The 22,715-nt window shown below is 71.5% G+C and carries 24 protein-coding genes; 13 read left to right on the top strand and 11 right to left on the bottom strand.

The window, feature by feature from the left end; translation table 11 throughout:
- Positions 1-13: 13 nt before the first annotated feature.
- Entirely contained in the window at positions 14-3,217 is a 3,204-nt protein-coding gene (locus ACZ5GP_RS28670; RefSeq protein WP_468753581.1) for an NACHT domain-containing protein, read from the bottom strand.
- A 142-nt stretch (positions 3,218-3,359) separates the two neighbouring features.
- On the bottom strand, positions 3,360-4,226 hold the full coding sequence (locus ACZ5GP_RS28675; RefSeq protein WP_468753582.1) for an AraC family transcriptional regulator: 867 nt from the start codon (positions 4,224-4,226) through the stop codon (positions 3,360-3,362).
- 166 nt (positions 4,227-4,392) lie between these two features.
- Between ACZ5GP_RS28675 and ACZ5GP_RS28680 the strand changes: the two genes are divergently transcribed.
- Positions 4,393-4,788, top strand: a complete 396-nt coding sequence (locus ACZ5GP_RS28680; protein WP_468753583.1) for an STAS domain-containing protein — start codon at positions 4,393-4,395, stop codon at positions 4,786-4,788.
- Between the two features lie 33 nt (positions 4,789-4,821).
- On the opposite strand, the gene ACZ5GP_RS28685 is transcribed toward ACZ5GP_RS28680, so the two are convergent.
- Positions 4,822-5,286, bottom strand: a complete 465-nt coding sequence (locus ACZ5GP_RS28685; RefSeq protein WP_361084859.1) for a hemerythrin domain-containing protein — start codon at positions 5,284-5,286, stop codon at positions 4,822-4,824.
- A 285-nt stretch (positions 5,287-5,571) separates the two neighbouring features.
- Between ACZ5GP_RS28685 and ACZ5GP_RS28690 the strand changes: the two genes are divergently transcribed.
- Positions 5,572-6,114, top strand: coding sequence for a heme-binding beta-barrel domain-containing protein (locus ACZ5GP_RS28690; protein WP_468753584.1), 543 nt, complete (start codon positions 5,572-5,574; stop codon positions 6,112-6,114).
- A gap of 4 nt (positions 6,115-6,118) precedes the next feature.
- On the opposite strand, the gene ACZ5GP_RS28695 is transcribed toward ACZ5GP_RS28690, so the two are convergent.
- The 6 genes from ACZ5GP_RS28695 to ACZ5GP_RS28720 form a co-directional block, all read right to left on the bottom strand.
- Positions 6,119-7,393, bottom strand: a complete 1,275-nt coding sequence (locus tag ACZ5GP_RS28695) for a PP2C family protein-serine/threonine phosphatase (RefSeq protein WP_468753585.1) — start codon at positions 7,391-7,393, stop codon at positions 6,119-6,121.
- The gene (locus ACZ5GP_RS28700; protein WP_468753586.1) at positions 7,390-8,481 is read right to left on the bottom strand and encodes a SpoIIE family protein phosphatase; all 1,092 of its coding nucleotides are present in this window, start codon (positions 8,479-8,481) and stop codon (positions 7,390-7,392) included. Before ACZ5GP_RS28700 ends, ACZ5GP_RS28695 begins: the two co-directional genes overlap by 4 nt.
- 5 nt (positions 8,482-8,486) lie before the next feature.
- The gene (locus ACZ5GP_RS28705) at positions 8,487-8,957 is read right to left on the bottom strand and encodes an anti-sigma regulatory factor (RefSeq protein WP_468753587.1); all 471 of its coding nucleotides are present in this window, start codon (positions 8,955-8,957) and stop codon (positions 8,487-8,489) included.
- Positions 8,954-9,355, bottom strand: coding sequence for an STAS domain-containing protein (locus ACZ5GP_RS28710; RefSeq protein ID WP_468753588.1), 402 nt, complete (start codon positions 9,353-9,355; stop codon positions 8,954-8,956). The genes ACZ5GP_RS28705 and ACZ5GP_RS28710 overlap by 4 nt, the downstream gene beginning before the upstream one ends.
- Complete coding sequence (locus tag ACZ5GP_RS28715; protein WP_468753589.1) at positions 9,352-10,230, bottom strand: STAS domain-containing protein; 879 nt, start codon at positions 10,228-10,230, stop codon at positions 9,352-9,354. Before ACZ5GP_RS28715 ends, ACZ5GP_RS28710 begins: the two co-directional genes overlap by 4 nt.
- A 215-nt stretch (positions 10,231-10,445) precedes the next feature.
- Positions 10,446-10,946 carry a MarR family winged helix-turn-helix transcriptional regulator gene (locus ACZ5GP_RS28720; protein ID WP_468753590.1) on the bottom strand — a complete coding sequence of 167 codons (501 nt, stop codon included), beginning with the start codon at positions 10,944-10,946 and terminating at the stop codon, positions 10,446-10,448.
- Positions 10,947-11,050: 104 nt separating this feature from the next.
- Here ACZ5GP_RS28720 and ACZ5GP_RS28725 point away from each other — a divergent pair, with 104 nt between their 5' ends.
- Complete coding sequence (locus ACZ5GP_RS28725) at positions 11,051-12,217, top strand: PP2C family protein-serine/threonine phosphatase (protein ID WP_468753591.1); 1,167 nt, start codon at positions 11,051-11,053, stop codon at positions 12,215-12,217.
- Between the two features lie 16 nt (positions 12,218-12,233).
- Here ACZ5GP_RS28725 and ACZ5GP_RS28730 read toward each other — a convergent pair whose 3' ends face one another.
- On the bottom strand, positions 12,234-13,079 hold the full coding sequence (locus ACZ5GP_RS28730) for an RNA polymerase sigma factor SigF (RefSeq protein ID WP_468753592.1): 846 nt from the start codon (positions 13,077-13,079) through the stop codon (positions 12,234-12,236).
- A gap of 304 nt (positions 13,080-13,383) precedes the next feature.
- Between ACZ5GP_RS28730 and ACZ5GP_RS28735 the strand changes: the two genes are divergently transcribed.
- The 6 genes from ACZ5GP_RS28735 to ACZ5GP_RS28760 all read left to right on the top strand — a co-directional run bounded on the left by ACZ5GP_RS28735 (position 13,384) and on the right by ACZ5GP_RS28760 (position 18,630).
- Positions 13,384-13,752 carry an ATP-binding protein gene (locus ACZ5GP_RS28735; protein ID WP_468753593.1) on the top strand — a complete coding sequence of 123 codons (369 nt, stop codon included), beginning with the start codon at positions 13,384-13,386 and terminating at the stop codon, positions 13,750-13,752.
- Between the two features lie 215 nt (positions 13,753-13,967).
- Entirely contained in the window at positions 13,968-15,368 is a 1,401-nt protein-coding gene (locus ACZ5GP_RS28740; protein WP_468753594.1) for a DUF6421 family protein, read from the top strand.
- A 26-nt stretch (positions 15,369-15,394) separates the two neighbouring features.
- Positions 15,395-16,135, top strand: a complete 741-nt coding sequence (locus ACZ5GP_RS28745; RefSeq protein ID WP_468753595.1) for an SDR family NAD(P)-dependent oxidoreductase — start codon at positions 15,395-15,397, stop codon at positions 16,133-16,135.
- Between the two features lie 20 nt (positions 16,136-16,155).
- On the top strand, positions 16,156-17,226 hold the full coding sequence (locus tag ACZ5GP_RS28750) for a threonine aldolase family protein (RefSeq protein ID WP_468753715.1): 1,071 nt from the start codon (positions 16,156-16,158) through the stop codon (positions 17,224-17,226).
- An 88-nt stretch (positions 17,227-17,314) separates the two neighbouring features.
- Positions 17,315-17,908: a transglutaminase domain-containing protein gene (locus ACZ5GP_RS28755; RefSeq protein ID WP_468753596.1), complete on the top strand. Its 594-nt coding sequence runs from the start codon at positions 17,315-17,317 to the stop codon at positions 17,906-17,908.
- Between the two features lie 26 nt (positions 17,909-17,934).
- A complete protein-coding gene (locus ACZ5GP_RS28760; RefSeq protein WP_468753597.1) occupies positions 17,935-18,630 on the top strand; it encodes a B3/B4 domain-containing protein in 696 nt (231 codons plus the stop codon).
- 31 nt (positions 18,631-18,661) lie between these two features.
- On the opposite strand, the gene ACZ5GP_RS28765 is transcribed toward ACZ5GP_RS28760, so the two are convergent.
- The gene (locus ACZ5GP_RS28765) at positions 18,662-19,390 is read right to left on the bottom strand and encodes a lysophospholipid acyltransferase family protein (protein ID WP_468753598.1); all 729 of its coding nucleotides are present in this window, start codon (positions 19,388-19,390) and stop codon (positions 18,662-18,664) included.
- Between the two features lie 225 nt (positions 19,391-19,615).
- Between ACZ5GP_RS28765 and ACZ5GP_RS28770 the strand changes: the two genes are divergently transcribed.
- From ACZ5GP_RS28770 to ACZ5GP_RS28785, 4 genes are all read left to right on the top strand, one after another.
- Positions 19,616-19,942 (top strand): thioredoxin family protein, encoded by a 327-nt coding sequence (locus ACZ5GP_RS28770; protein WP_468753599.1) that lies wholly within the window; start codon positions 19,616-19,618, stop codon positions 19,940-19,942.
- Between the two features lie 205 nt (positions 19,943-20,147).
- A complete protein-coding gene (locus ACZ5GP_RS28775; protein ID WP_468753600.1) occupies positions 20,148-20,657 on the top strand; it encodes a flavin reductase family protein in 510 nt (169 codons plus the stop codon).
- 229 nt (positions 20,658-20,886) lie between these two features.
- Entirely contained in the window at positions 20,887-21,672 is a 786-nt protein-coding gene (locus ACZ5GP_RS28780) for an electron transfer flavoprotein subunit beta/FixA family protein (protein WP_468753601.1), read from the top strand.
- Positions 21,673-21,730: 58 nt separating this feature from the next.
- Complete coding sequence (locus tag ACZ5GP_RS28785; protein ID WP_468753602.1) at positions 21,731-22,693, top strand: electron transfer flavoprotein subunit alpha/FixB family protein; 963 nt, start codon at positions 21,731-21,733, stop codon at positions 22,691-22,693.
- The last annotated feature ends 22 nt before the right edge of the window (positions 22,694-22,715 follow it).

Raw genomic sequence — 22,715 nt, forward strand, 5'->3', positions numbered from 1 at the left:
GCCAGTCCGTTGATCACGGCTGTGGGTAGATGGAGAGCTCGACCTCGCGGGAGAGCGCCTCCGTGCCGCGCACCTCACCCGGATAGGCGAGTCGGACCCTGCGCAGCCGGTGCAGCGTCGCCAGCGACGAGAGGTCGACGTCGGCGGCCTCCGTGAGGTGGACCTCCTCAAGTCCGGGCAGGCGCAGCGCGATCCGGCGCAACGGCACCGCGGTGCCCGCGCCGGCGTGCACGTTCAGCCGGGTGATCTGGGGCAGCTGTGTCCGTGGCGCGAAGAGCAGCATGCTCAGCTGCGCCGAGGCCAGCGTGAGCGTACGCAGGCCCGGCACGTCGCCGAGCAGGGCGCCCCACGAGTCGGGCGTCAGCCGTTCGCTGGCCTCGTGCAGGCGCAGTTCCACGAGGTTCGCGCAGGACACGATGTCCGCGAGACGGGTGGCGGTCGGCGGCAGCGAGAGCACCCGCAGCCGCTCGGGGCACGGCAGGTCGGCCAGGCCCCGCCAGGGCACGTCCGCGCCGATGAGCAGGGTGTCGAGCCGTGCGCAGCCCGCCAGTTCGTGCAGCGGCTCGAAGCGGGGCAGGTCCCGCAGGGCGAGCCGGCGCAGCTCCGGCAGCCGGGTGAGCGGCCCCGGGTCCTGGACGTTGCGGCAGCCGCGCAGCCCGAGCGACTCCAGCGCGGGGTAGCCGGACAGGACGTCGAGACAGTCCAGGGAGAGCAGGTCGCGCAGCTGGAGTTCGCGCAGGTGGTGCGCGTCGAACGCGGAGCGGACGTCGTCCGGGGTGAAGTCACCCCGCAGGCTGACGCGCCGGTAGCCGGACATCGTGCGCAGCATGTCCAGCTCGGCGCGCGAGCGCACGGTGACGATCTCGTCCGGCGCGATCTCCAGGAGCGGCCGGACGATCTCCTCGGCGTACACCTCTGGGTCGAACCGGTCCCAGTGGTGCAGCAGTTGGGCGCGTACCGCGCTCTGTCCGGTGTGCAGGAACCGCCGCAGGCGAGGGATCGCCGCGTCCCCGCCGATCTGGCAGATCGCGTGGACGGTCGCCAGTTCCTCGTCGCCCCCGAGGTCGGCGGCGTCCGGCAGCAGGCCGAGCAGCAGCGGGCCCGTCTGCGCCAGGGACCTGGCCTCGCGCAGGCTGCGGGGCGGCACCATGCGCGCCGCCTGGGCCTCGATGGCCTCACGCACCGCGGGCGCCACGCTGGTGGCCTGCTCCAGGGACGCGAGCGCGAGCAGCCGCAGCCGGGCCTGGACGGCCGGGTCCCGCTCGCGCTCGCCCCGCTCCCGCAGCCGGGTGAGCAGCTCGCCGCGCTCGTGGTGACGGGCCTGGGCGACGACCATCTGCACCACGTCCTCCCAGTGCTCCAGGTGGGCGTTGTTCACCAGCATGCCCATGTCCCGCTCCTCGAGTACCGCCTGGGCGCCCAGGAAGTCCTGGAAGGTGCGGTGGATGAAGTCGACGGCGCCCTGGGCCGGTTCGCGCAGCAGCCCCGAGCGCTCCAGCAGCAGCTGGAGGACGTCCTCCGCCTCGCCGATCTCCGCGAGGCGCTCCACCGACGGCATCAGACGGCGTACGACCTCGACGGCGTCCGCCCGGTCCAGCTCGGTCCGTTCGTTGCGGATCAGCCAGTACGCGAGGCGGCGCAGCGGCTCCGTGGCCGACTTCTGGTCCAGCTGCGGTGTGCCGCGGGCGCCGCCGTAGACCTCGCGCTCCACGTCGCGCCGCTCCAACAGCATCGTCAGCGCGGCTTCGTAGAGGGAGGCACGGCCGCGCGGCAGGAAACCGCGGCGCTCGCGGTGCAGGGCGCAGATCAGCCCGCACATCAGCGGGTTGGTCGCCAGCCGGCTCAGCTCCGGCCTGCTGCGCAGCGCCAGCGTGAGGGACTCCCCGAGACGCGCGGGTGCCCCGGCCGCCGCGTGCCAGCGCTCGATGAACCGCCGCATGTCGGCGGGCCGCATCCCGCTGAGCGCGAACTCGTTGAATCCCTCGTGCCGCAGCCAACCCTGTTCCAGGGCGGAGGGGCGCGAGGTGAGCAGCCACAGGTTCCCGGGGAAGACGGCGAGGAGCTTCTTCAGCCACGCCTTGACGCGGCCGCGCTCCCCCTTGGGGATCTCGTCCGCACCGTCGATCAGCATCACCGCCCGGCCGTTCTGCAGCACGCGGGTGGCCCAGCCCTCGGGTTCGGTGCCGAGCAGCGGGCAGTCGATCCAGCGGAGGAAATCTTGCGGCATCGGCAGTTCGGCGCCCTTGCGGGCCAGCGCGCGCAGCGGCAGGACGAAGGGGACGCGCCCCAGGAGCTGGGAGAGGGAGCCCGGCACCCGGTCCTGGCGCGCGGTGGTCAGGGCGAGCCACTGCACGAGCGTCGTCTTGCCCGTGCCCGCGACCCCGCGCAGCAGCACCCGGTCATGGGTGGCGAGGGTGGTCTCCACCGGCGCCGCCGCCCGCTCCGGTGACTCGCCGTCCGCCACCGGGGCCGCCTCCGAGGGGCCGCGGTAGGGGCTGGCCTCCAGACTCAGGTACGCCGTGTCCAAGGGCCACTCGTGGTCCGAGGGCTCCCGCAGGTCGACGCCGTGGATGGTGAGCCTGCCGTGGCTCTGGACGACGTAGCGCGCGTAGTGCTCCTCGAACCGGGCGTCCTGCGCGGAGACGTCGGGCAGGCGCTCCAGGATCCGGTCCAGCCGCTCGCTCTGCTCGCGGATCTCCCGGCTCTGCTCGACCTGCGTGCGCGCCGCGAACCCGGGCTGTTCGCTGAAGAACCGCACCACATGGACGCAGGCCGTCTCCAGGAGCCGGTCGTGGAAGCGGGCGGCGTCGTCGCTCAGCAGCCTGCGGGTCTCCGGCCCCGCCCGCCGCGACAGCTCGGCGGCCAGCTTCTCGGGGCCCAGCGCGAACGCCTGGACGTCGTCCATCTCCAGGTCGCCGAGCGCGTGCAGGGTACGGGTGAGCGCCAGCCCCACGGCGTCCTTCTCGTCGGCGCCGACCGGCGGATCATAGGGCCCGGCGGCCCGCACCGCGCGGCGCACCAGCTCGCGGGCGATCCGGTGCAGATCGTCCTCGCTGAGGGTGCGGTGCTCGCGGGAGAAGGCGATCAGACGCCGGACCGGGATCGGCCGGCCGTCGAACTGCGCGCCCGGCGCCTTCGCCGCGGGCAGCAGCAACCGCTTGAGCAGCGGCGCGATCACCGCCGACGCGACCCGCAGGCCTACCGTGCCCCCATCCACGCACCCTCCCGCGCCGCTCCCCTCCCGTGGCCTCGGCGCGGCCGCGGGACGGTGACCCGACCAGCCTAGCCGCGGACCCGGCCCGCGACGCCGAAAACGCTTGCGTGTCACCGCAGTTGACGGCCCGGAGCCCGCGCGGCACTCAGGTGGCCGTGCGCTCCACCGGGATCCACAACTCCGCGTCCGCCTCGGCCGCGTCCCGCGAGAGCCGGGTGCGCAGGATCTCCGGGCCGGGCCTGCTGCGGTACGGATTGGACGGGAACCACTGGGTGAACACGTCCCGCCACATGAACTGCAGGGACTCGGGGAACGCGCCGGAACTCTCGAAGACCGCCCACGTCCCGGCCGGGACGGTGAGCGAATCCAGGTCCTCCGGAGCGGCCGAACCGGTCACCACACCGTGGTAGTAGTCGAGTTCGGTCCCCTCCGCCCGGCTCGGGTCGAGGTTGTCGCTCACCCCCACGACGCCCTGCGGCGCCTGGTCGGACAGGGCGGCGATCCGCCGCACCGTCTCCTTGTCGATGCCCCGGGTGAACTCGGCGATGGCCGGGTTCATCCCCTCGTGGACGAGCGGGACACGGACCTTCTTGCCCACGACGTGGAACCGCTCCTTCTCCACGACCCGGTATCGCATGCTGCTGCTCCCTTCGACGACGAGCCGGAAGGAGATCCGGGGCTGCGAGTGCAGTGCCGCGCCGGCCCGCCGGGCCGCACCCGGCCCCACACCGTGCACGGCCCTGAACGCCCGCGCGAACGCCTCACCGGAGCCGTAGCCGTAGCGCACCGCGATCTCCAGGAGCGTCCGCTCCCCGGCGAGCACCTCGGCGCCCGCGACGGTCAGCCGCCTGCGCCGGATGTACTCGGAGAGCGACATCCCCGCCAGCGCGGAGAACAGCCGCCGCAGGTGGTACTCCGACGTCACCGCGATCCGCGCCAGCTCGGCCACCTCGATCGGCCGGTCGAGACGGGCCTCGATGTGTTCCAGGGCTTCGTTGAGCCGCTCCAGCACTCGGGACCTCCTTCCCTTACGTCCTTCACGTTAGGAAGGCCGCCCCTCGCGGGACCCGACATCCTGTGCCCGGTCCGGTCGGGTACGCGTACCGCACTCCGCACAAGAGTGCCGATCCCCGGTCGCCGCGGGCGTAGGGTGGCGCCGCGAGGAGAGGGAGGCGCCGATGTCCACGCAGATCCGCCGGCTGGTCATCACGGAACTGGCGAGCTGCGACGAGTGCGCGGTGCTGCGGGTCACCGGTGAACTCGACCAGACCGGTGAGGCGCTCTTCCTGGGCACGCTCGGCTCCTACGTGGACGCGGGACACCTGCACCTCGTCCTGGACGCCACCGCGCTGTCGTTCTGCGACTCACGGGGGCTCAACTGCCTGCTGGCCATGCGGTGGCTGCTGGAGCGCCGCGGCGGCAGACTGCTGCTGGCGGGGGCGGGCCGCCGGCTGACCGACCTGCTCACCCAGACCGGCAGCGCCGAACTGCTCCCCAGCCACCGGACGGTCGGCCTGGCCCTGGCCGAGCTGCCTCAGGCCCAGCGGCCCGTCTGGCCGCCCGTCCAGGACTGAGGAAGGCGCCCCGACGGCTCACGCCCCCACCGCTCAGGACTTCACGATGCGGCGGACGTTCTCGACGCTGCCACAGCCCGACTCCAGCTGCTTGGCGCGCTCCTTGCTGAAGGCGGCGCCCAGTTCCTCGCGGCGGTCCATCGCGACGTTCTCGCGGGCGCCGTTGAGGATCGTGCGCTCCTCCTCGTCGGCGTGGTGGGTGATCTCCTCGACGAGCTTCTCCAGCTTCTCGTCCCAGTCGTCGGAGCCGACCTCCTCGACCTCGAGGAGGGCGAGAAGTGCCTTGTTGCCCTCCTCGTGCTCCTCGACGCCGTGCTCGACCTCGTCGTTCTCGATGTCCCGGTAGCGCTTGAGCGCGGGGTAGACCTCGGCCTCCTCGGCGAGCGCGTGCGCGATCAGCAGGTCCGCGAACTCCCGCAGGGCCTTGGCCCGGTCGCCCTCCACGCTGCGCATCTCACGGAAGAGGTCCTCCATGCGACGGTGATCGGCGAGGATCAGCTCGACGACGTCTCCCGACGCGTCCTTGGTCCCGCCCTGTGCCTCGTTCCGCTCGTTCGTCTCGTCGGTCTTGTTCGGCTTGGTCGCCATGACGGTGCTCCTTCTGGGCGGCTGATGGGGCTCGTTGCGGTCGTGTACCCCGTACCGATAAGTAACGCCCTCTGTTCGCCCACAGGTGACGCGGCGTCCCGGCCGCCGCGTATGTCACTCATGTGGGGGACCCCACAGGCTGGGCCACGCATAGGCTGCACCCGGCACCCGACCCACCACCCAGGAGCGCGCACCGTGTCCGACCCCGCACCGCGGCACCCCTACCCCGACGCGCACCGCCCCGACGAGGCGCCCGCCCCGCACGCGCTGCTGACGCCCGTGCTCGGTCTGCTCGGCACCTGGCACGGCAGCGGCCGCGGCGGCTATCCGACGCTCGACGGGGACTTCACCTACGCGCAGGAGGTCACCTTCAGCCACGACGGCCGGCCCTTCCTCCACTACGACGCCCGGGCCTGGCTGGTGGACGCCGAGGAGCGGCCCCTGCGCCCCTCGGCCCGGGAGAGCGGCTGGTGGCGGCTGCGGCCCGAGGGCCGGGTGGAGGCCCTGATCACCCAGCCCACCGGCGTCGCGGAGATCGCCGTCGGCCGGGCGGCCGGCGACACCGTGGACCTCTCCACCCACGAGGTGGTGCTCACCCCCACCGCCAAGCAGGTCGACGCGACCCGCCGCCGCTACACCCTGACCGACCCCGACACCCTCACCTTCGTCCACGACCTCGCGGCGGTCGGCCGACCGCTCCAGCACCACCTCTCGGCACTCCTGCGGCGCCGGGCGTAACCCTTCAGCGGGCGGGGGAGCGGAAGCGGACGGCCAGCGCCAGCGTGTCGTCCTCGTGGAGCACGTCCGTGAGCATGTCCCGCGCTATGGCGCCCGGGACGTCCTGCGTGGGCCGCGTGCGGTGGCGGCGGGCGGTCCTCACCAGGCGCTGCTCGCCCTCCCGGGGGTCCCGGCGGCTCTCGGTGAGACCGTCGGTGTACAGGATCAGCAGGTCGTCGGGGCGGAGCGTGGTGGTCAGGACCCGCTCGCTGCCGGGCAAGGGGAAACCGATGCCGCGCCCGCGCACTTCGAGGAAGGCGTCCTCCCCGTCGGCGCGCACGAGCAGGGCCGGCGGGTGGCTGCCGTTGGCCAGCGAGAGCCGCCCGCTCACCGGGTCGAGGTGCGCCAGCAGCAGCGTGGCCATGACGTTCTGGTCGAACGGGGCCAGGATGTCGTCCGTGCGCGCCACGATGCTCTCCAGCGGATGGCCTTCTAGCGCGAGGGTGCGCACGGCGTGGGTGACGGTCAGCGCGGTGCGCGTACTGGTGATGCCGTGGCCCAGGGCGTCGACGATGGTGATGTGCACCGTCCCGTCGGGGAGGGTGAACCAGTCGTAGAGGTCGCCGCCGGTGGGGGTGTCGTCGCTCGCGGGGGCGTAGTGGACGGCGAGGTCGAGGCCGTCCACGTGCAGCGGTCTGGGCCGCAGCGCGTCCTCCAGGGCCCGCAGCGTCCGCCCGTGCGCCTTGCGCAGCTCCTCGTCCCGCTCCTCCAGCTGTACGTAGAGGGCGAGCACCCCGCTGTTGGTCTCGGCCAGTTCGTGCTTGAGCTTGCGGTGCTCGTCGGCGAGGGCGTCGCCCCGGGCGAGCGCGGCGCGCAGCTCCTCCTCCAGCAGCAGGAGGTCGGCGTCGCCGTTGCGCGCAGCGGCGGCGGGGGCCCCGGGCTCCGCGGCGGGCCGGGGCACCAGGGCGGTGACCGGCACCGCCGGTGGCAGGGGCACCCGCCACACCACCGTGCCGTCGGCGGTCGCCTCACCGGGCAGCGGCAGTTGTTCGGCCCGCACCTGGAAGTCCTCCAGGCGGGGCAGGCCGAGGGCCAGGGTCAGGCGGCCCGCGCCGTCGTCGCCCGCCTCGTCGGTGGCGGTCAGCGTGACGGGACGGCCGGCGTTCAGCGCGGTGGCCGCCGTCTCGCTGAGGGACAGCACGATCCGGGCCCGGTCCTCGGCGGGCAGCCGGTAGCTGAGGGCGATGCCGCGGACGGTGCGCCGCAGGGCGGCGGGGGTGCGGAGGGTGGCGCTGGTCATCGGATTTCCAGGGGGCTGCCGAGGGCGAGCACGGTGGCGTCGTCACGGTGTCGCCGGTGGGTGTGGGCGAGGGAGGCCGCCAGCAGGGCCGGCGGCAGACTCAGCCGGTCGGCGGTCGGGTCCTGCGTCCACCGCTGGTCGATGCCGTCGGTGTACAGGACCACGGCCGTGCAGTCCGAGACGTCGAGGAACCGGCTGCGCGGGGTGGGCATGTTGTAGCCGACGATGCCCGCCTGCCCGGTGAGCTGCCGGTGCACGCCGTGCGCGGACAGGGCCGCCACACGGATGTTGCCGACCCCGCAGAACTCGGCGCGGTCGGCGCCGACCCTGACCGTCGTCGCCGCGGCGCCGCGCGTGTGCCGCAGCGAGCTGTGCAGGGCGTTGAGCACCTGGGGGAGCGGGGCGTTCGAACAGGACAGGAAGGTGCGCACGGCGCGCCGGCTGGCCGCGGCCGCCTCGGGGCCGTGCCCCAGCCCGTCGATGACCAGGCCCGTCCACGTCCCGCCCTCCTCGGCGACGGCGTAGCCGTCCCCGCACACCTGTTCCCCGGTGGCCGGCAGGCACAGGGCGCCGATGTCGGCCCAGGGCCGCCGGCCCTGCGGCAGCGCGAGCCGGGCGTGGGCGAGGGTGCCGAGGCCCGGCGTCGAGCGCAGGGTGAAGTCGGTGGCGATACGGCGTACCGCCCCCAGCCCCGCGCCCATGGTCCTGGTGGTGCTGAAGCCGTCGGTGAGGCTCAGGCCGATGTCCGGGATGCCCGGGCCGTGGTCCACCGCCACCACGTCCAGCGCGGTGTCCAGCGGGGAGCGCCGGCCCAGCGGCGAGGGCTGGAGGAACAGCGCGCCGTTGCGGGCGTGCTTGCTGATGTTGCTGGCCAGCTCACTGGCGAGCACGGCCGCCTGGTCCGGCAGCGCTCCCGGCATGCGGCAGGCATGGGCGAGCGCGCGGGCCCGGCCGGCCGCGGTCTGCACGGCGCTGTGGTGGTCGATGGGGATGTGCAGCGTGGTGGGCGCCTCCAGGACGTCCACGGACTCCAGGGAGCCCGTCGAGCCCGTGGAGTCCGTGGAGTGCGTTGGGTCCGCTCCGTCCATGGCGTTCACCGCGGTCCGTTCCAGCGGACGGCGGTGACGGTCGTACCCTGGCCGGGCGCGCTGGACACGTCGAACTCGTCCATGAGGCGGCGCGCCCCACCGAGCCCGTGCCCAAGGCCCGCGCCGGTGGTGTAGCCGTCGGTGAACGCCGCTTCGAGGTCGGCGATGCCCGGCCCGTCGTCGCTCACCGTGAGCCGCAGCCCCCGCCGACCGGCTTGTTGCACGCACTCGATGACCAGCGTGCCGCCGCCGCCGTGGACGTAGGCGTTGCGGGCCAGCTCGCTGGCCGCGGTGATGATCCGGGTCTGGTCCACCAGGCCGAAGCCCGCTCGCACCGTGGCGTCGCGCACCGCGTGCCGGGCCGAGAGCAGATCCTCCTCGACGCGGATCTCATGCGTCACACGGGTGCTGTCGGTGTCCTTGGCCGAGGGGGAGGGGACGGCCCGGATCTCTTCGAGGTCGTCGTAGAGGGTCAACTGGTCCCTCCTTCGGCGGCGGGCACCGGCGCCTTCTCCCAGCCCAGCGCGCGCAGCCCCTGCTCGGCGTTGAGCGTGGTCTCCACGCCCGACAGGCGCAGACCCAGCTCGACCAGGGTGATGGCCACGGCGGGACGCATGCCCGCCACGATGACCCGCGCGCCCAACAGGCGCGCCGTGGTGGTGAGTTCCATCAGGGTGCGGGCCACGAAGGAGTCGATCAGCTCAAGGCGCGAGATGTCTATGAGCACGCCGCGGGCGCGGTCGCCGACGATGCGTTCGGTCAGCTCCTCGGTGAAGGCGATGGCGCTCTTGTCGTCGAGTTCGTTGAGCAGTCCGGTGACGAGGACGTCGCCCAGACGCAGGATCGGCACTCCGCCGCGCGGGCCGCCGCTCATCGCAGGCTCGCGGGGTCCGCCGAACGGAACGGCCGGTCGGTGAGGGAGATCGCCGCGGCCAGGGCGTCGGCGAGGGTGGCCCGGGTCAGGATGGCGGACAGGTCGATGCCCAGTTGGGCGATGATCTGGGCGATCGGCGGCCGGATACCGCTGATCACACAGTCGGTGCCCATCAGGCGTACGGCGTTGACGGTCTGCATGAGGTGGTGCGCCACGGCCGTGTCCACGGTGGGCACCCCCGTGATGTCGATGATCGCGACCTGCGCCTCGTCGCGCTCGATGGCCTGGAGGAGGTTCTCCATCACCACCTGGGTGCGGGTCGTGTCGAGCGAGCCGATCAACGGGACGGCCAGGACCTTGTCCCACAGCCGGACCACCGGGGTGGAGACCTCCAGGAGCTGGCGGCTCTGGCGGCGGATGATCTCCTCGCGGCCCTCCACGTACGTGGCGAAGGACAGGGCGCCCGCGATGTCGAGGAGGCGGTTGACGAACACGGCGGCCTGATACAGGGCCTTGGTGTCGTGTGCCTGCTCCTGTACTCCTTCGAGCAGCGCCTCCTTGAGGGCCAGCACGGCCAGCGAGGTCACGGTCGGGGTGGCGCCGCCCCGTGCCCGACGCAGGGACAGGTCGGTGATCGCCTGGCGCAGCTCCGGGTGCGTGGTGGCCACGTCCTCGACGGGCAGCCCGCTGTCCAGCCCCGCCCGCAGGGCGTCGATGAAGGTGTCGGCTTCCTCACGAAGCTCGGCCTCGGTGATGCCCGCTCCCAGAACCGATCGTTCCAGTTGGAGCTGCACCCACCGGTCGGCCACCTTCTCTCCCCGCTCGCGCAGCGTGGCACTGATGCTGAGCCGGGCCTCGGATTCACTGGCGTTCATTACATCCACCTTAGCAATTGTTGTCGCATGGCAAACGTTAGTCGAGGCGACCGATCACCGAAAGTCCTGCCCCCGGTGAGCTGACGTCAACTCACTTTCTCCACAAGGACAACAAGGCTGAAGCGTGCGGGGCGCGGTTCCCGCCGGCCGGCGCGCGACAGGGCGCGGTGGCAGGGTGGGCGGTGGGGCGGGCCGACGGACGGACGGGACGGCGCTCAGGCGGTCTCCACCGTGTCACCGGCGGAGGGCCGGTTCGGCGGCGCGGTCTCCGCCACGGCCGTACGGAACCCCCGCAGGCCTTGCTCGAGTGCCGCCCGGTCTGTCCGGGTCATGCCGGAAATGACCTCCAGCAGGGCACTTTCACGACGTGCCCGCAATTCTTTGAGGTAGCTTTCTCCCTGGCCGGACAGGCGAAGCTCCAGCTCGCGTCGGCTGGCCGAACTGAGAGAGCGCTCGATGAACCCCAACGCGTGAAGGCGGTCACACATCCGGCTCACCGACGAGGGTGCGGACCCGAGCACTTCACCGAGAGTGCGGAGGTTGATCCCTTGGGCGCCGTCGAGGACGTACAGCACCCGTAGCTGCGACGAGGACACCGGCGCCGTCGTCGTGATGTCACGGCCCCTGTTCCACAGGACCTCGAGCAGTTCGATGACGTCCCGGACCGCATGCGTGGCAGCGTCTTGATCGCCGTTGCCGGACGGGGCGGGATTCATGCCCTCAACTGTGACACTTCGCAATGGCCTTGTCAGTCGCTGAGACATGCGGGGCCACTCGCTCCTTCTCGTTGCGTCAATTCCGGATAGGTGGTTACCCGTAGGTGGACAGATTCAGGGTGGTGGAGCGTGCGCTGCGCGGTGCCGCGCCGCATGCTCTCCTCGAAGCGGTGCGGAGCACACTCACCGCCCATTACGACGCGGTCTCCGTCGACCTCTTGGTGGCGGACTATGCGATGACCATACTCCAGCCCGTCGACGCGCTTCCTTACACCGCCGACCCCATCTCTGTCCACACCAGCGCCCCCGGCCGGGCCTTCGGCGCTCAGGAACCCCACCGGGAGACGGACGAGGCGACGGGCCAGGTGAGCGTGCATCTGCCCGTCAGCGTGCGCGGCGACCGCATCGGCATCCTCACCGTCCGGCTGCCGGCCGAGGCATGCGACAGTTCCACCGCCACCGAGCTGGAGGACGTCGCGGAAGTCCTCGGCCACGAGATCGTCGTCGCGGAGCGGGACACCGACCTCTACCTCCAGGCCCGGCGCGCCGACCGGCTCACCCTCGCCGCCGAGATGCAGTGGCAGCTGCTGCCCGGCCGCTCCTGCTCGCGCCCCGAATACGAGATCGGCGCCCAGCTCGAACCGGCGTACGCGATCTACGGCGACAACTTCGACTGGTCCGCCTCGGCGCAGCACCTCACGCTCACGGTCACCAACGGCATGGGCGAGGGCATCGAGGCCGCGCTGCTGACCAACCTCGCGATCAACGCGCTGCGCAACGCCCGCCGGGCCGGCCTTTCGCTGCCCGACCAGGCGTGCCTGGCCGACCAGGCGCTCTACGGGCACTACCGCGGCGACGTCCATCTCTCCATGCTGCTGCTCTGCTTCGACCTGGGGACGGGGGAGGCGGAGATCATCGACGCGGGGTCGCCCAAGATGTGGCGGATGCGACACGGCAAGGCCGAGCCCATCGAGCTGGACGCCCAGCTTCCGCTCGGCATGTTCGAGGACACCCTGTACGCGTCCCAGCGCTTTCGCGTGGAGCCCGGGGACCGGCTGCTGTTCGTCAGCGACGGCGTCTACAACGTGGCCTCCCCGGCGGGTGAGCGCTACAGCGAACGAGCGCTCACCCGCGCCATGACCAATACGCGGCTGCTGCCTCCCTCGCAGGTGCCGCGCGCCATGCTCCACGAGCTGGCGGGCCATCGGGGGTCCGGTGTCGCCGAGGACGACGCCATGATCGTCTGCCTGGACTGGCACGGCCGGAGCTGATCTCCGCGGTCCGGCCTCAGCCGGCGGCCGGGAGCATTCCCTTGCGCAGGGTCGCCAGGGTGCGCGACAGGAGACGGGACACCTGCATCTGGGAGACGCCGAGGCGCTCGCCGATCTGTGACTGCGTCAGCTCCTCCACGAAGCGAAGGTGCAGGATCTGCCGGTCGCGCTCGGGGAGGTCGGCGACGAGCGGGGCGAGCGCGTGGAAGTCCTCCACGAGCTCCAGGGCGGGGTCCACCTCGCCGATGAAGTCGGCCAGCGGGGTCTCGTCGTTCGCGTCGCCGTGCAGGACGGCGTCGAGGGAGGCGGAGTTGTATCCGTTGGAGGCGAGCCGGGCCTCGATGACCTCGTCCGGGGACAGGTTCATCAGCGCGGCGAGCTCGTCCACCGTCGGGGCGCGGCCCAGTCGGCTGCTCAGCTCCTCGGTGGCCTTGGCGAGCTCCACCCGGGCCTCCTGGAGGCGGCGGGGGACATGCACCGCCCAGGACGTGTCACGGAAGAACCGCTTGATCTCCCCGACGATGTAGGGGACCGCGAAAGTGGCGAACTGCACTTCACGGGAGAGCTCGAACCGGTCGATGGCCTTGATCAGACCGATCATGCCGACCTGGACGATGTCCTCCATGTCGTCACCGCGATTGCGGAACCGCCCGGCCGCGTACCGGACCAGCGACATGTTCAGCTCGATCAGGGTGTTGCGCACGTACTGGTAGGGGGCCGTGCCCTCCTCGAGCACCGCGAGCTGATCGAAGAACAGCTGGGACAAGGCGCGGGAGTCCTTCGGCGTGACCGCCTGCGGATCCACCACTTCCGGCAGCTCTCTCAGGCCGGTGTCCGTCTGGGTCGCTGTAGCCATCGTCATGTCTTCCTCCCTCTCCACCAGCCCCCTTGTCCCCTGTGGCTGGTGGACGAGCGACTACCCGCCTCTTGCCGCTTCATGTCACCCACATCGTGGAGAGGTGACGTGATCCCGACCACACGGATCGATCTTCGTGGGTCCGGGGCGGAGTTCGGCGGCCGGCGTGCGGGCCCTGTCGGGAGGGGAGGGGGCGTTAAGAAGTCGGCTTCGCGGGCAAGAGACCCATTCGTACAGTCCACCCCTGATCGAGGAGGGGCGTATGAGGACGGACCATTCGCGGCACACGAGTAAACCCTTGGATCGGGCGGTGTTCGAAAAGCGGCCGGAAGCCGTGGCCCAGGCACGGGACTTCGCGCGCGCCTTCATGGCCGGACTCCGTCCGACGATGGGGGAACAAGCCTGGGGCAGTGTGGAGCTCACTGTCTCCGAACTCGTCACCAACTCGGTTCGGTACGCGAGCGGTGACGCCTGCTCGCTGCGCCTGGTGGCACGCCCGGACGTGATCACCGTCGCCGTCACCGACGCCGACCCCCGGCCGCCGCGCGAGCGGACGCCCGACCTGGCGGGAGGGACCGGCGGTTTCGGCTGGCCCATGGTCAAGACCCTGGCCGTGACGGTCGACGTCAGCACGGGTCCCCAGGGCAAGACCATCCGGGCGGACCTGCCCCGCGACTGACCCCGGCCGCCGCCCGCGGCGGATGCCGGCCCCTTGGGTCTGGCGCCCAACTCCCTTGCTAGGCGGCAGAAGCGAGCGCCTCCACCGTGAAGGGCGGGAAAAACAGCGGTGAGGGCGGGGGTCGCACAGGATAATTTCCCGAGGCCCCCCTTGTCGCGGAGAACCATGCACGCATACGGTGTCCATACGCGAGGTTCTCCCGTGGAAGGTGGGACATGACGGAAATTCTTGTGCAGGCGGGTACGGAGGGTGCGGTTCCTTCCGCTGAAGGGCGAGTGGTGGACCACCCGGCGTGGCCGGTGCTCAAGGACGCCGTGGAAGAGATCAGGCCCTGGCAGTCGAAGGACGGCTCCATCGACTTCGCGGCGGAGGGCGCCCCGGTCAAGGCCGTCGCGGAACTCACGGTGGACCGGGTGATCTCCGCCGTCGAGCAGCTCAGCCCCCTCCTGCCGCACGACGTCGCCTACCACCGCGCGCTCGTGGCGGACCTGCGCCGCTGGGTCGAGAGCGGCTTCCAGGTGCCGGACTTCCTCGACTCGCTGCTCGCCTTCCAGCCCGCGGCGAACCGCCGGGACGGCCTCCAGCACCTGGTGGTCTTCCCGATGTACACGCAGAACGGCAACCCCGACCGCAATCTGGAGGCGGTCGTGCTGCGCATGGTCTGGCCCCAGTGGCTGGCCGAGCTGGAGCGCACGCGCTACGACAACCCGCTGTTCTGCGGCATCACCTTCGAGGACTTCACCGCCGGCTACGACACCAACTCGGCCGTGCTCTTCCCCGAGACGATCGCCGTGCGCGAGGCCCCGGAGCGCTTCTCCTGGGGCGGCATCTTCTGTGACCGCGAGGCAGCCCGCTTCCGCCGCGTCACCGACGCCGCCGTCGACATCCTCGGGCTCGAACTGCCCGCGGACATCCGCGACATGGTCGGCGACCAGGACCGCTGCCAGCAGGCGTTCGTGCTGTGGGACATGGTCCACGACCGCACGCACAGCCACGGCGACCTGCCCTTCGACCCGTTCATGATCAAGCAGCGCCAGCCGTTCTGGATGTACGGCCTCGAAGAGCTGCGCTGTGACCTCACCGCCTTCAAGGAGGCCGTGAAGCTGGAGGCCGACGGCTTCCCGCAGGGCCGCGACGTGCAGTACGCGGTGCTCTTCGACCGCATGTTCCGCTTCCCGGTCACCGGCGAGCGCGTGCGCAACTACGACGGGCTCGGCGGCCAGCTCCTCTTCGCCTACCTCCACAAGCACGACGTGATCCGCTGGACGGACAACAAGCTCACCATCGACTGGGAGCGCGCGCCGCAGGTCACCAACCAGCTGTGCGCCGAGATCGAGGACCTCTACCGCGCGGGCATCGACCGCCCGAAGCTGGTCCACTGGTTCGCCGCCTACGAGCTGGTCTCCACCTACCTCGCCCCGCACCCGGGATCGCGCTGGGCCAAGGGTCCCGAGGCCCTCGACACCTCGCTGCCGCCGCGCAAACTGGTCGACGAGGTGCTTCCCGACGAATTTCCGCTCAGCATGTTCTATGAGGCGCTCTCCAAGAAGCTGAAGCACGTGATCGCCTCCACCAAGGGGATCACCGCCTCGGGCGCCGAGAAGGTCGCCGCGTGAGCGGCCGCCAGGAGGAGGCGAGGACCATGTCCGCACTCGATGGAGCCGTGGTCGCGGTGGCCGGGGCCGGCGGCGCCGCGGGGCGCGCCACCCTGCTGAGGCTGGCCGAGGCGGGCGCCACGGTCGTGGCGTCGGACGCCGATCCGCTGAGCCTGCACGAGGCCGTGGACGCCGCCCGGTACGCGCACGGCGGGGCCACCGTCATCGGCGACACCGTCGACCTGCTCGATCTGGACGCCGCCCGCGAGTGGGCGACGCGCACGGAGAAGGAGTTCGGTCGGATCGACGGCCTCGTCCACCTCGTGGGCGGCTGGCGCGGCAGCAAGACCTTCGCCGAGACGGACCTCGCCGACTGGGACTTCCTCGAGAAGCTGCTGATCCGCACCGTGCAGCACACCTCCCTCGCCTTCGAGGACGGGCTGCGGCGCAGCGACCGCGGCCGCTACCTGCTGATCAGCGCGGCCGGCGCCACCAAGCCGACGGCGGGCAACGCGGCGTACGCGGCCTCCAAGGCGGCGGCCGAGGCCTGGACGCTCGCCCTCGCCGACGCCTTCCGCAAGGCGGGGGGCGAGGACGGTCCGCGCGCGGCGGCTGCGATCCTGGTGGTCAAGGCGCTGGTGCACGACGCGATGCGCGCGGAGCGGCCGAGCGCGAAGTTCGCGGGCTTCACGGACGTCAAGGAGCTGGCCGAGGCCATCGCCGGCGTCTGGGAGCGGCCCGCCGGGGAAGTGAACGGAACCCGCCTGTGGCTGACCGAGAAGCCGTGACCGCCGCCGCCAAGCACGCCGTGAATCCTCCGAAGACCGACGCCCGGCGGCACCACGACCCGGACCTGCGAGGCTTCGCGAGCGACAATTACGCGGGCGCGCACCCCGAGGTCATGGCCGCCCTGGCCCTCGCCAACGGCGGCCACCAGATCGCCTACGGCGAGGACGACTACACGGAGAACCTCCAGCGGGTGATCCGGGGCCACTTCGGCCCGAGCGCCGAGGCGTTCCCGGTGTTCAACGGCACGGGTGCCAACGTCGTCGCGCTCCAGGCGCTCACCGACCGCTGGGGCTCGGTGATCTGCGCCGAGTCCGCGCACATCAACGTCGACGAGGGCGGCGCCCCCGAGCGCATGGCCGGCATCAAGCTGCTCACGGTGCCCACGCCCGACGGCAAGCTGACGCCGGAGCTGATCGACAAGCAGGCGTTCGGCTGGGAGGACGAGCACCGCGCGATGCCGCAGGCCGTCTCCCTGGCGCAGAACACCGAACTGGGCACGCTGTACACGCCCGAGGAGATCCGCGCGATCTGTGAGCACGCGCACCAGCTCGGCATGAAGGTGCACCTCGACGGCTCGCGGATATCCAACGCGGCCGCCGCGCTCGACGTGCCCATGCGCACCTTCACCAACGCGGTCGGCGTCGACATCCTCTCGCTCGGTGGCACCAAGAACGGCGCGCTGTTCGGCGAGGCCGTCGTGGTCATCAACCAGGACGCCGTGCGCCACATGAAGCACCTGCGCAAGATGTCGATGCAGCTCGCCTCCAAGATGCGCTTCGTGTCCGTGCAGCTGGAGGCCCTGCTCGCCAAGGACCTGTGGCTGCGCAACGCCCGGCACGCCAACGAGATGGCCCGGCGCCTGGCCGAGGGGGTCCGCTCCGTGCCCGGCGTGGAGATCCTCTACCCGGTGCAGGCCAACGCCGTCTTCGCGCGCCTGCCGCACGACGTCAGCGAGCGCCTCCAGAAGCGCTACCGCTTCTACTTCTGGGACGAGGCGGCGGGCGTGGTGCGCTGGATGTGTGCCTTCGACACCCGCGAGGAGGACGTCGAGGGGTTCCTGGCGGCGCTGAAGGAAGAGATGTCGCGCTGACCTGACCCACCACTCATTGCTGCATAGATATGCGATCGACCGTAAAGTCATTGACCTGCGGCCGGTCGCATTTCTATGCTCCCGTGGCATGCAGCTGATCCAGGAGACTCCCGACCTGTCCGCGTATCTGACGGCGGACGACGTCATCGACCACCACCATCCCCTCGTACGGGAGAGGGCCGCACGGCTCGCCGACGAGGCGTCGGATTCATACGTATACGCCCAGGCCGCCTTCGAGTACGTCCGGGACGTCATCCCGCACTCCGCCGACAGTGGCGACCCGCGGGTCACCTGGCGCGCCTCGGACGTCTTGGCGCAGGGCACCGGCATCTGTCACGCCAAGGCGCACGCGCTGGCCGCGCTGCTGCGTGCCGAGGACATCCCGACCGCGCTCTGCTATCAGCGGCTGACGCATGACGCCGGAACCGGATACTGCGTTCACGGACTCGTCGCCGTCCGCTTCCGCGGGGCCTGGCACCGGCAGGACTGCCGCGGCAACAAGCCGGGCGTCGACGCCCGGTTCTCGCTGAGCGGCGAGTGTCTGGCCTTCCCGCCCGACGTGAAGTCCAATGAGATGGACTATCCGGTACTCTATGCTGCACCGCACCCGGCGGTTCTGAGCGCCCTGAAGAGCGCCCCGGACCGACGCCACCTGTGGGAGAACCTTCCCGACGCGCTCTGACGAGCCCCGACGCAGCAAGGCAGCCCATGACCGACGCGCCCCTGACCCTCACCGTCTCCGACGAGGTGCGCACGCTCGCGCCCGGCTTCACCCACGTCGCCGTCGAGGCGTACGGCCTGACCAACGGGCCCAGCACCGACGCCGGTTCGGATCTCCTGGAGGAGGCCGCACGGCGACTGGCCCTACGACTCGACGGCCGCGCCCCGCACGAGGACCCGCACATGGCGGCCTGGCGCGCGGCCTACACCGCCTTCGGCGCGAAGCCCTCGCGCACCCGCAACTCCGCCGAGGCGCTCGCCAAGCGGGCGCTCGCCGACGGCGGCCTGCCCCGGATCAACGTCCTCGTCGACCTCTACAACGCGATCAGCGTGGCCCATCTGATCCCGGTCGGCGGCGAGGACCGGGACCGGATCGAGGGCGGGATGCGCCTGGTGCGGGCCGACGGCACCGAGGACTTCGTGACCGCCGCGGCGGGGGAGCGCGTCATCGAGCACCCCGAGAAGGGCGAGGTCGTGTGGTGCGACGACGAGGGCGTCACCTGCCGCCGCTGGAACTGGCGGCAGGGACCGCGCACCCGGCTCACCGAGGAGTCGGTGAACGCGATCTTCCTGCTGGAGGGCATGGGCCCGCACGCCGGCCTGGAGCGCGGGGGCGCCGAGCTGGCCGAACTCCTGGAGAAGTTCAGCCCCGGCGCGCGGATCACCGTCCACGCGCCGCGCTGAGTTCGCGCGCCGCGGCCGGCCGGGCGCCGGGTCAGCCGGCCTCGGAGGCCTTCACCTCGGCGGGGGTCGGCGCCGTACCGCCGAGGTGGGCCGGCATCCACCAGGTGTCGTCCGGCCCCTTGGGGCGCACGGGGTAGGCGCGCTGCGCCGCTTCCAGGAGTTCCTGGCAGCGCTCGCGCAGCCGCCGCGTGATCGCACCCGCGTACTGGTCCTTGGGTGCCTCGACCGGCTCGCCCACACGGATCGTGATCGGCAGGTGGCTGCGCCGGAAGTTGCGCGGGTGCCCCTTGGTCCACAGCCGCTGCGTGCCCCACAGGGCCATCGGGATGAGCGGCACCCCGGCCTCCTGGGCCAGCCGCGCGGCTCCCGACTTGAACGTCTTGAGGGTGAAGGACTGGGAGATCGTCGCCTCGGGGAAGACGCCGATGATCTCCCCGGAGCGCAGCGAGTCCAGCGCGTGCGCGTAGGCGGCCTCACCCTGCGTGCGGTCCACCGGAATGTGCTTCATGCCGCGCATGAGCGGCCCGGAGATCTTGTGCCGGAAGACCGACTCCTTGGCCATGAAGCGCACCAGCCGCTTCTGCGGCAGGGCGGCGAGGCCGTCGAAGATGAAGTCGAGATAACTGATGTGATTGCTGACGAGGACCGCGCCGCCGGAGCGTGGGATGTTCTCCGACCCCTTGCAGTCGATCTTCAGGTCCCACGCCTTGAACAGCGTTTTCGCTGCACCGATCACGGGGCGGTAGACAAGCTCTGCCATGGGTGGAGAGGGCCCTTCGTTTCTGCCTGCGGAGGGGGCTTCCGGCGGGAGGTTACGCAGCCGTAGGTTTTACGGCATTGCGCAGATCGTGCCCCAAGAACGGACGAGTGACCAGCCTTGGTGCCGTCAATCCGGGAGATTCTCATCACGTCGGAATCTTTTGCGGGTATCGGGACGCTGAACGGGGGAGCGATCGGATGACATGCACAGAAGCGGGAGGCGCACGTGCCAGGGGATGACGCGGGACAGCGGCTCGGCGCGGCGGAGCTCGGACACGAGCTGGGGGAGCGGGCCACGCTCGTGCAGTTCTCCAGCGCCTTCTGCCGGCCCTGCCGGGCGACCCGCAGAGTGCTCGCGGACGTCGCCGCGATGGTCCCCGGGGTCACCCACGTGGAGATCGACGCCGAGGACCACCTCGACCTCGTGCGCCGGCTGCGGGTCGAGCGGACGCCGACCGTGCTCGTCCTCGACGCGCACGGTGACCCGGTGCGGCGCGCCGCCGGTCAGCCCCGCAAGGCCGACGTGATCGCCGCACTGGGGCAGGCCCTGTGACCGGCCCGGCGGCACCCGGTGACGGACTTGACGGCACGCGGTGTCAGTGGCGAGGCTTCCCCCATGCCTCGGGACCTTCTTCTGAACGAGCCGTGCGAGCCGTACGAGCGCGTCCGTGTGGACCGCGCCCGCCCCGCCGGTGCGCGCTGTCCGCACTGCTGAGCACCGACGTCTTCGCTCGTACCTCCGGCAGAAGGACAACCCCGTGACGGCATCGTCAGCCCTCGGCGCGCCCCGGCTCGCCTCCCCCGATCTGCTGCGCTCGGTCTTCCGGCGGCACGCGGCGGGGGTCGCCGTGATCACCGCGGCCCACGGCCCCGCCCCCGTCGGCTTCACCGCCACCTCGCTCACCTCGGTGTCCGCCGAGCCCCCGATGGTCTCCTTCGGCATCGGCACCGGCGCCTCCAGCTGGCCGGCGGTCGCCGAGGCCGCGCATGTGGGCGTGCACATACTCGGCGAGCATCAACAGGAACTGGCCGCCACCTTCGCCCGCAGCGGCGCCGACCGCTTCGGGGCGCCCACCAGCTGGCACGAGGGGCCCGAGGGCGTGCCCGTGCTCGACGGTGCGCTCGCCTGGCTGGTCTGCCGGATCGTGGCCCGCGTCCCCGCCGGCGACCACCGTGTGGTGCTCGCGGAAGTCGTCACCGGCGACGGCGCGGGCGAGGGCCGGCCCCTGCTGTACCACCAGGGGCGCTTCAACGCTCTGCGCGACTGAGAGTTCCCGTTCGGGGGCAGGCGGCCTGATTACGGAGCGTTGGGAAGGTCACAGTTCAAAGCGCTTGCTCAGCGGGAATGAACTGGGTGTACTCATGAGTAATATTTCGGTCGGAGCGCGGGCCGCCCCGACCGGGATCCGCCGCTTCAGGCGCCTATGCTGCCTGCAAGAGGCAGTGGCCATGAGTCGAGGCAGCAGCCCGTAAAGACGATGCAGTAGGAGAGCCGGCGTGAGCTTGAGGATCGTTGTCTGTGTGAAGTACGTGCCCGACGCCACCGGCGACCGGCACTTCGCCGATGACCTGACCGTCGACCGCGACGACGTCGACGGCCTGCTGTCGGAGCTCGACGAGTACGCGGTCGAGCAGGCGCTGCAGATCGCCGACGAGGCGGACGACGCGGAGATCACCGTGCTGACCGTCGGCCCCGAGGACGCCAAGGACGCGCTGCGCAAGGCGCTGTCCATGGGCGCCCACAAGGCCGTCCACGTCGAGGACGACGACCTGCACGGCAGCGACGTCATGGGCACCTCCCTGGTGCTCGCCAAGGCCATCGAGAAGACCGGCTACGACCTGGTCATCGCCGGTATGGCCTCGACCGACGGCACCATGGGCGTGCTGCCGGCGATCCTCGCCGAGCGTCTGGGTGTCCCGCAGGTCACCCTGCTCTCCGAGGTCTCCGTCGCGGACGGCGTCGTCAAGGGCCGCCGGGACGGCGACAGCGCCTCCGAGCAGCTGGAGGCCTCCCTGCCGGCCGTCGTGTCCGTGACGGACCAGTCGGGCGAGGCCCGCTACCCGTCCTTCAAGGGCATCATGGCCGCCAAGAAGAAGCCGGTGGAGTCGCTCGACCTGGACGACCTGGGCATCGACGCCGAAGAGGTCGGCCTGGAAGGCGCCTGGACCAAGGTCGACTCGGCCGCCGAGCGCCCGGCCCGCACGGCCGGCACGATCGTCAAGGACGAGGGCGAGGGCGGCAAGCAGCTCGCCGAGTTCCTCGCGGGCCAGAAGTTCATCTGAGCTTCAGTCACCCCCCAACCGCCCCAACTTCTTCGCAATCGCAGGAGATTGAAGTCCCATGGCTGAAGTTCTCGTCTACGTCGACCACGTCGACGGCGCCGTCCGCAAGCCCACCCTGGAGCTGCTGACCCTGGCCCGTCGCATCGGCGAGCCCGTCGCCGTCGCCCTCGGCAACGGCGCCGACGCCACCGCCGCCACGCTCGCCGAGCACGGCGCGGTCAAGGTGCTCACCGCCGACGCCCCCGAGCTCGCCGACTACCTCGTCGTACCGAAGGTGGACGCGCTCCAGGCCGCGTACGACGCCGTCTCCCCGGCCGCCGTGCTGCTGCCCTCCTCCGCCGAGGCCAAGGAGATCGCGGCCCGCCTCGCGGTCCGCATCGAGTCCGGCATCATCACGGACGCCGTCGACCTGGAGGCCGGCGACGAGGGCCCGGTGGCCACGCAGTCCGCGTTCGCCGCCTCGTACACCACCAAGTCCCGCATCACCCGGGGCACCCCGGTCATCACGGTCAAGCCGAACTCGGCCGCCGTGGAGGCCGCCCCGGCCGCCGGCGCCGTCGAGGCCCTGACGGTCTCCTTCTCCGAGAAGGCCACCGGCACCAAGGTCGTCTCGCGCACCCCGCGCGAGTCGACGGGCCGCCCCGAGCTGACCGAGGCCGCGATCGTGGTCTCCGGTGGCCGCGGGGTCAACGGCGCCGAGAACTTCTCGATCATCGAGGCGCTCGCCGACTCGCTCGGTGCCGCCGTCGGCGCCTCCCGCGCCGCCGTCGACGCCGGCTGGTACCCGCACTCCAACCAGGTGGGCCAGACCGGCAAGTCGGTCTCCCCGCAGCTGTACATCGCCTCCGGCATCTCCGGCGCGATCCAGCACCGCGCGGGCATGCAGACCTCGAAGACCATCGTGGCCGTCAACAAGGACGCCGAGGCCCCGATCTTCGACCTGGTCGACTACGGCGTGGTCGGCGACCTCTTCGAGGTCGTCCCGGCCCTCACCGAAGAGGTCAAGTCCCGCAAGGGCTGATCCCCTCGCCCCACGAAGGCCC

This window comes from Streptomyces sp. NPDC031466 (assembly GCF_055581265.1).

What these genes read in the sequence shown, in the direction of transcription:
- ACZ5GP_RS28745 (WP_468753595.1), top strand. Translation starts at nt 15,395, where the DNA reads ATGTCCGCACTCGATGGAGCCGTGGTCGCGGTGGCCGGGGCCGGCGGC.
- ACZ5GP_RS28695 (WP_468753585.1), bottom strand. Translation starts at nt 7,393, where the DNA reads ATGACCAGCGCCACCCTCCGCACCCCCGCCGCCCTGCGGCGCACCGTC.
- ACZ5GP_RS28700 (WP_468753586.1), bottom strand. Translation starts at nt 8,481, where the DNA reads ATGGACGGAGCGGACCCAACGCACTCCACGGACTCCACGGGCTCGACG.
- ACZ5GP_RS28680 (WP_468753583.1), top strand. Translation starts at nt 4,393, where the DNA reads ATGTCCACGCAGATCCGCCGGCTGGTCATCACGGAACTGGCGAGCTGC.
- ACZ5GP_RS28755 (WP_468753596.1), top strand. Translation starts at nt 17,315, where the DNA reads ATGCAGCTGATCCAGGAGACTCCCGACCTGTCCGCGTATCTGACGGCG.
- ACZ5GP_RS28785 (WP_468753602.1), top strand. Translation starts at nt 21,731, where the DNA reads ATGGCTGAAGTTCTCGTCTACGTCGACCACGTCGACGGCGCCGTCCGC.
- ACZ5GP_RS28760 (WP_468753597.1), top strand. Translation starts at nt 17,935, where the DNA reads ATGACCGACGCGCCCCTGACCCTCACCGTCTCCGACGAGGTGCGCACG.
- ACZ5GP_RS28720 (WP_468753590.1), bottom strand. Translation starts at nt 10,946, where the DNA reads ATGAATCCCGCCCCGTCCGGCAACGGCGATCAAGACGCTGCCACGCAT.
- ACZ5GP_RS28730 (WP_468753592.1), bottom strand. Translation starts at nt 13,079, where the DNA reads ATGACGATGGCTACAGCGACCCAGACGGACACCGGCCTGAGAGAGCTG.
- ACZ5GP_RS28715 (WP_468753589.1), bottom strand. Translation starts at nt 10,230, where the DNA reads ATGAACGCCAGTGAATCCGAGGCCCGGCTCAGCATCAGTGCCACGCTG.
- ACZ5GP_RS28765 (WP_468753598.1), bottom strand. Translation starts at nt 19,390, where the DNA reads ATGGCAGAGCTTGTCTACCGCCCCGTGATCGGTGCAGCGAAAACGCTG.
- ACZ5GP_RS28710 (WP_468753588.1), bottom strand. Translation starts at nt 9,355, where the DNA reads ATGAGCGGCGGCCCGCGCGGCGGAGTGCCGATCCTGCGTCTGGGCGAC.
- ACZ5GP_RS28740 (WP_468753594.1), top strand. Translation starts at nt 13,968, where the DNA reads ATGACGGAAATTCTTGTGCAGGCGGGTACGGAGGGTGCGGTTCCTTCC.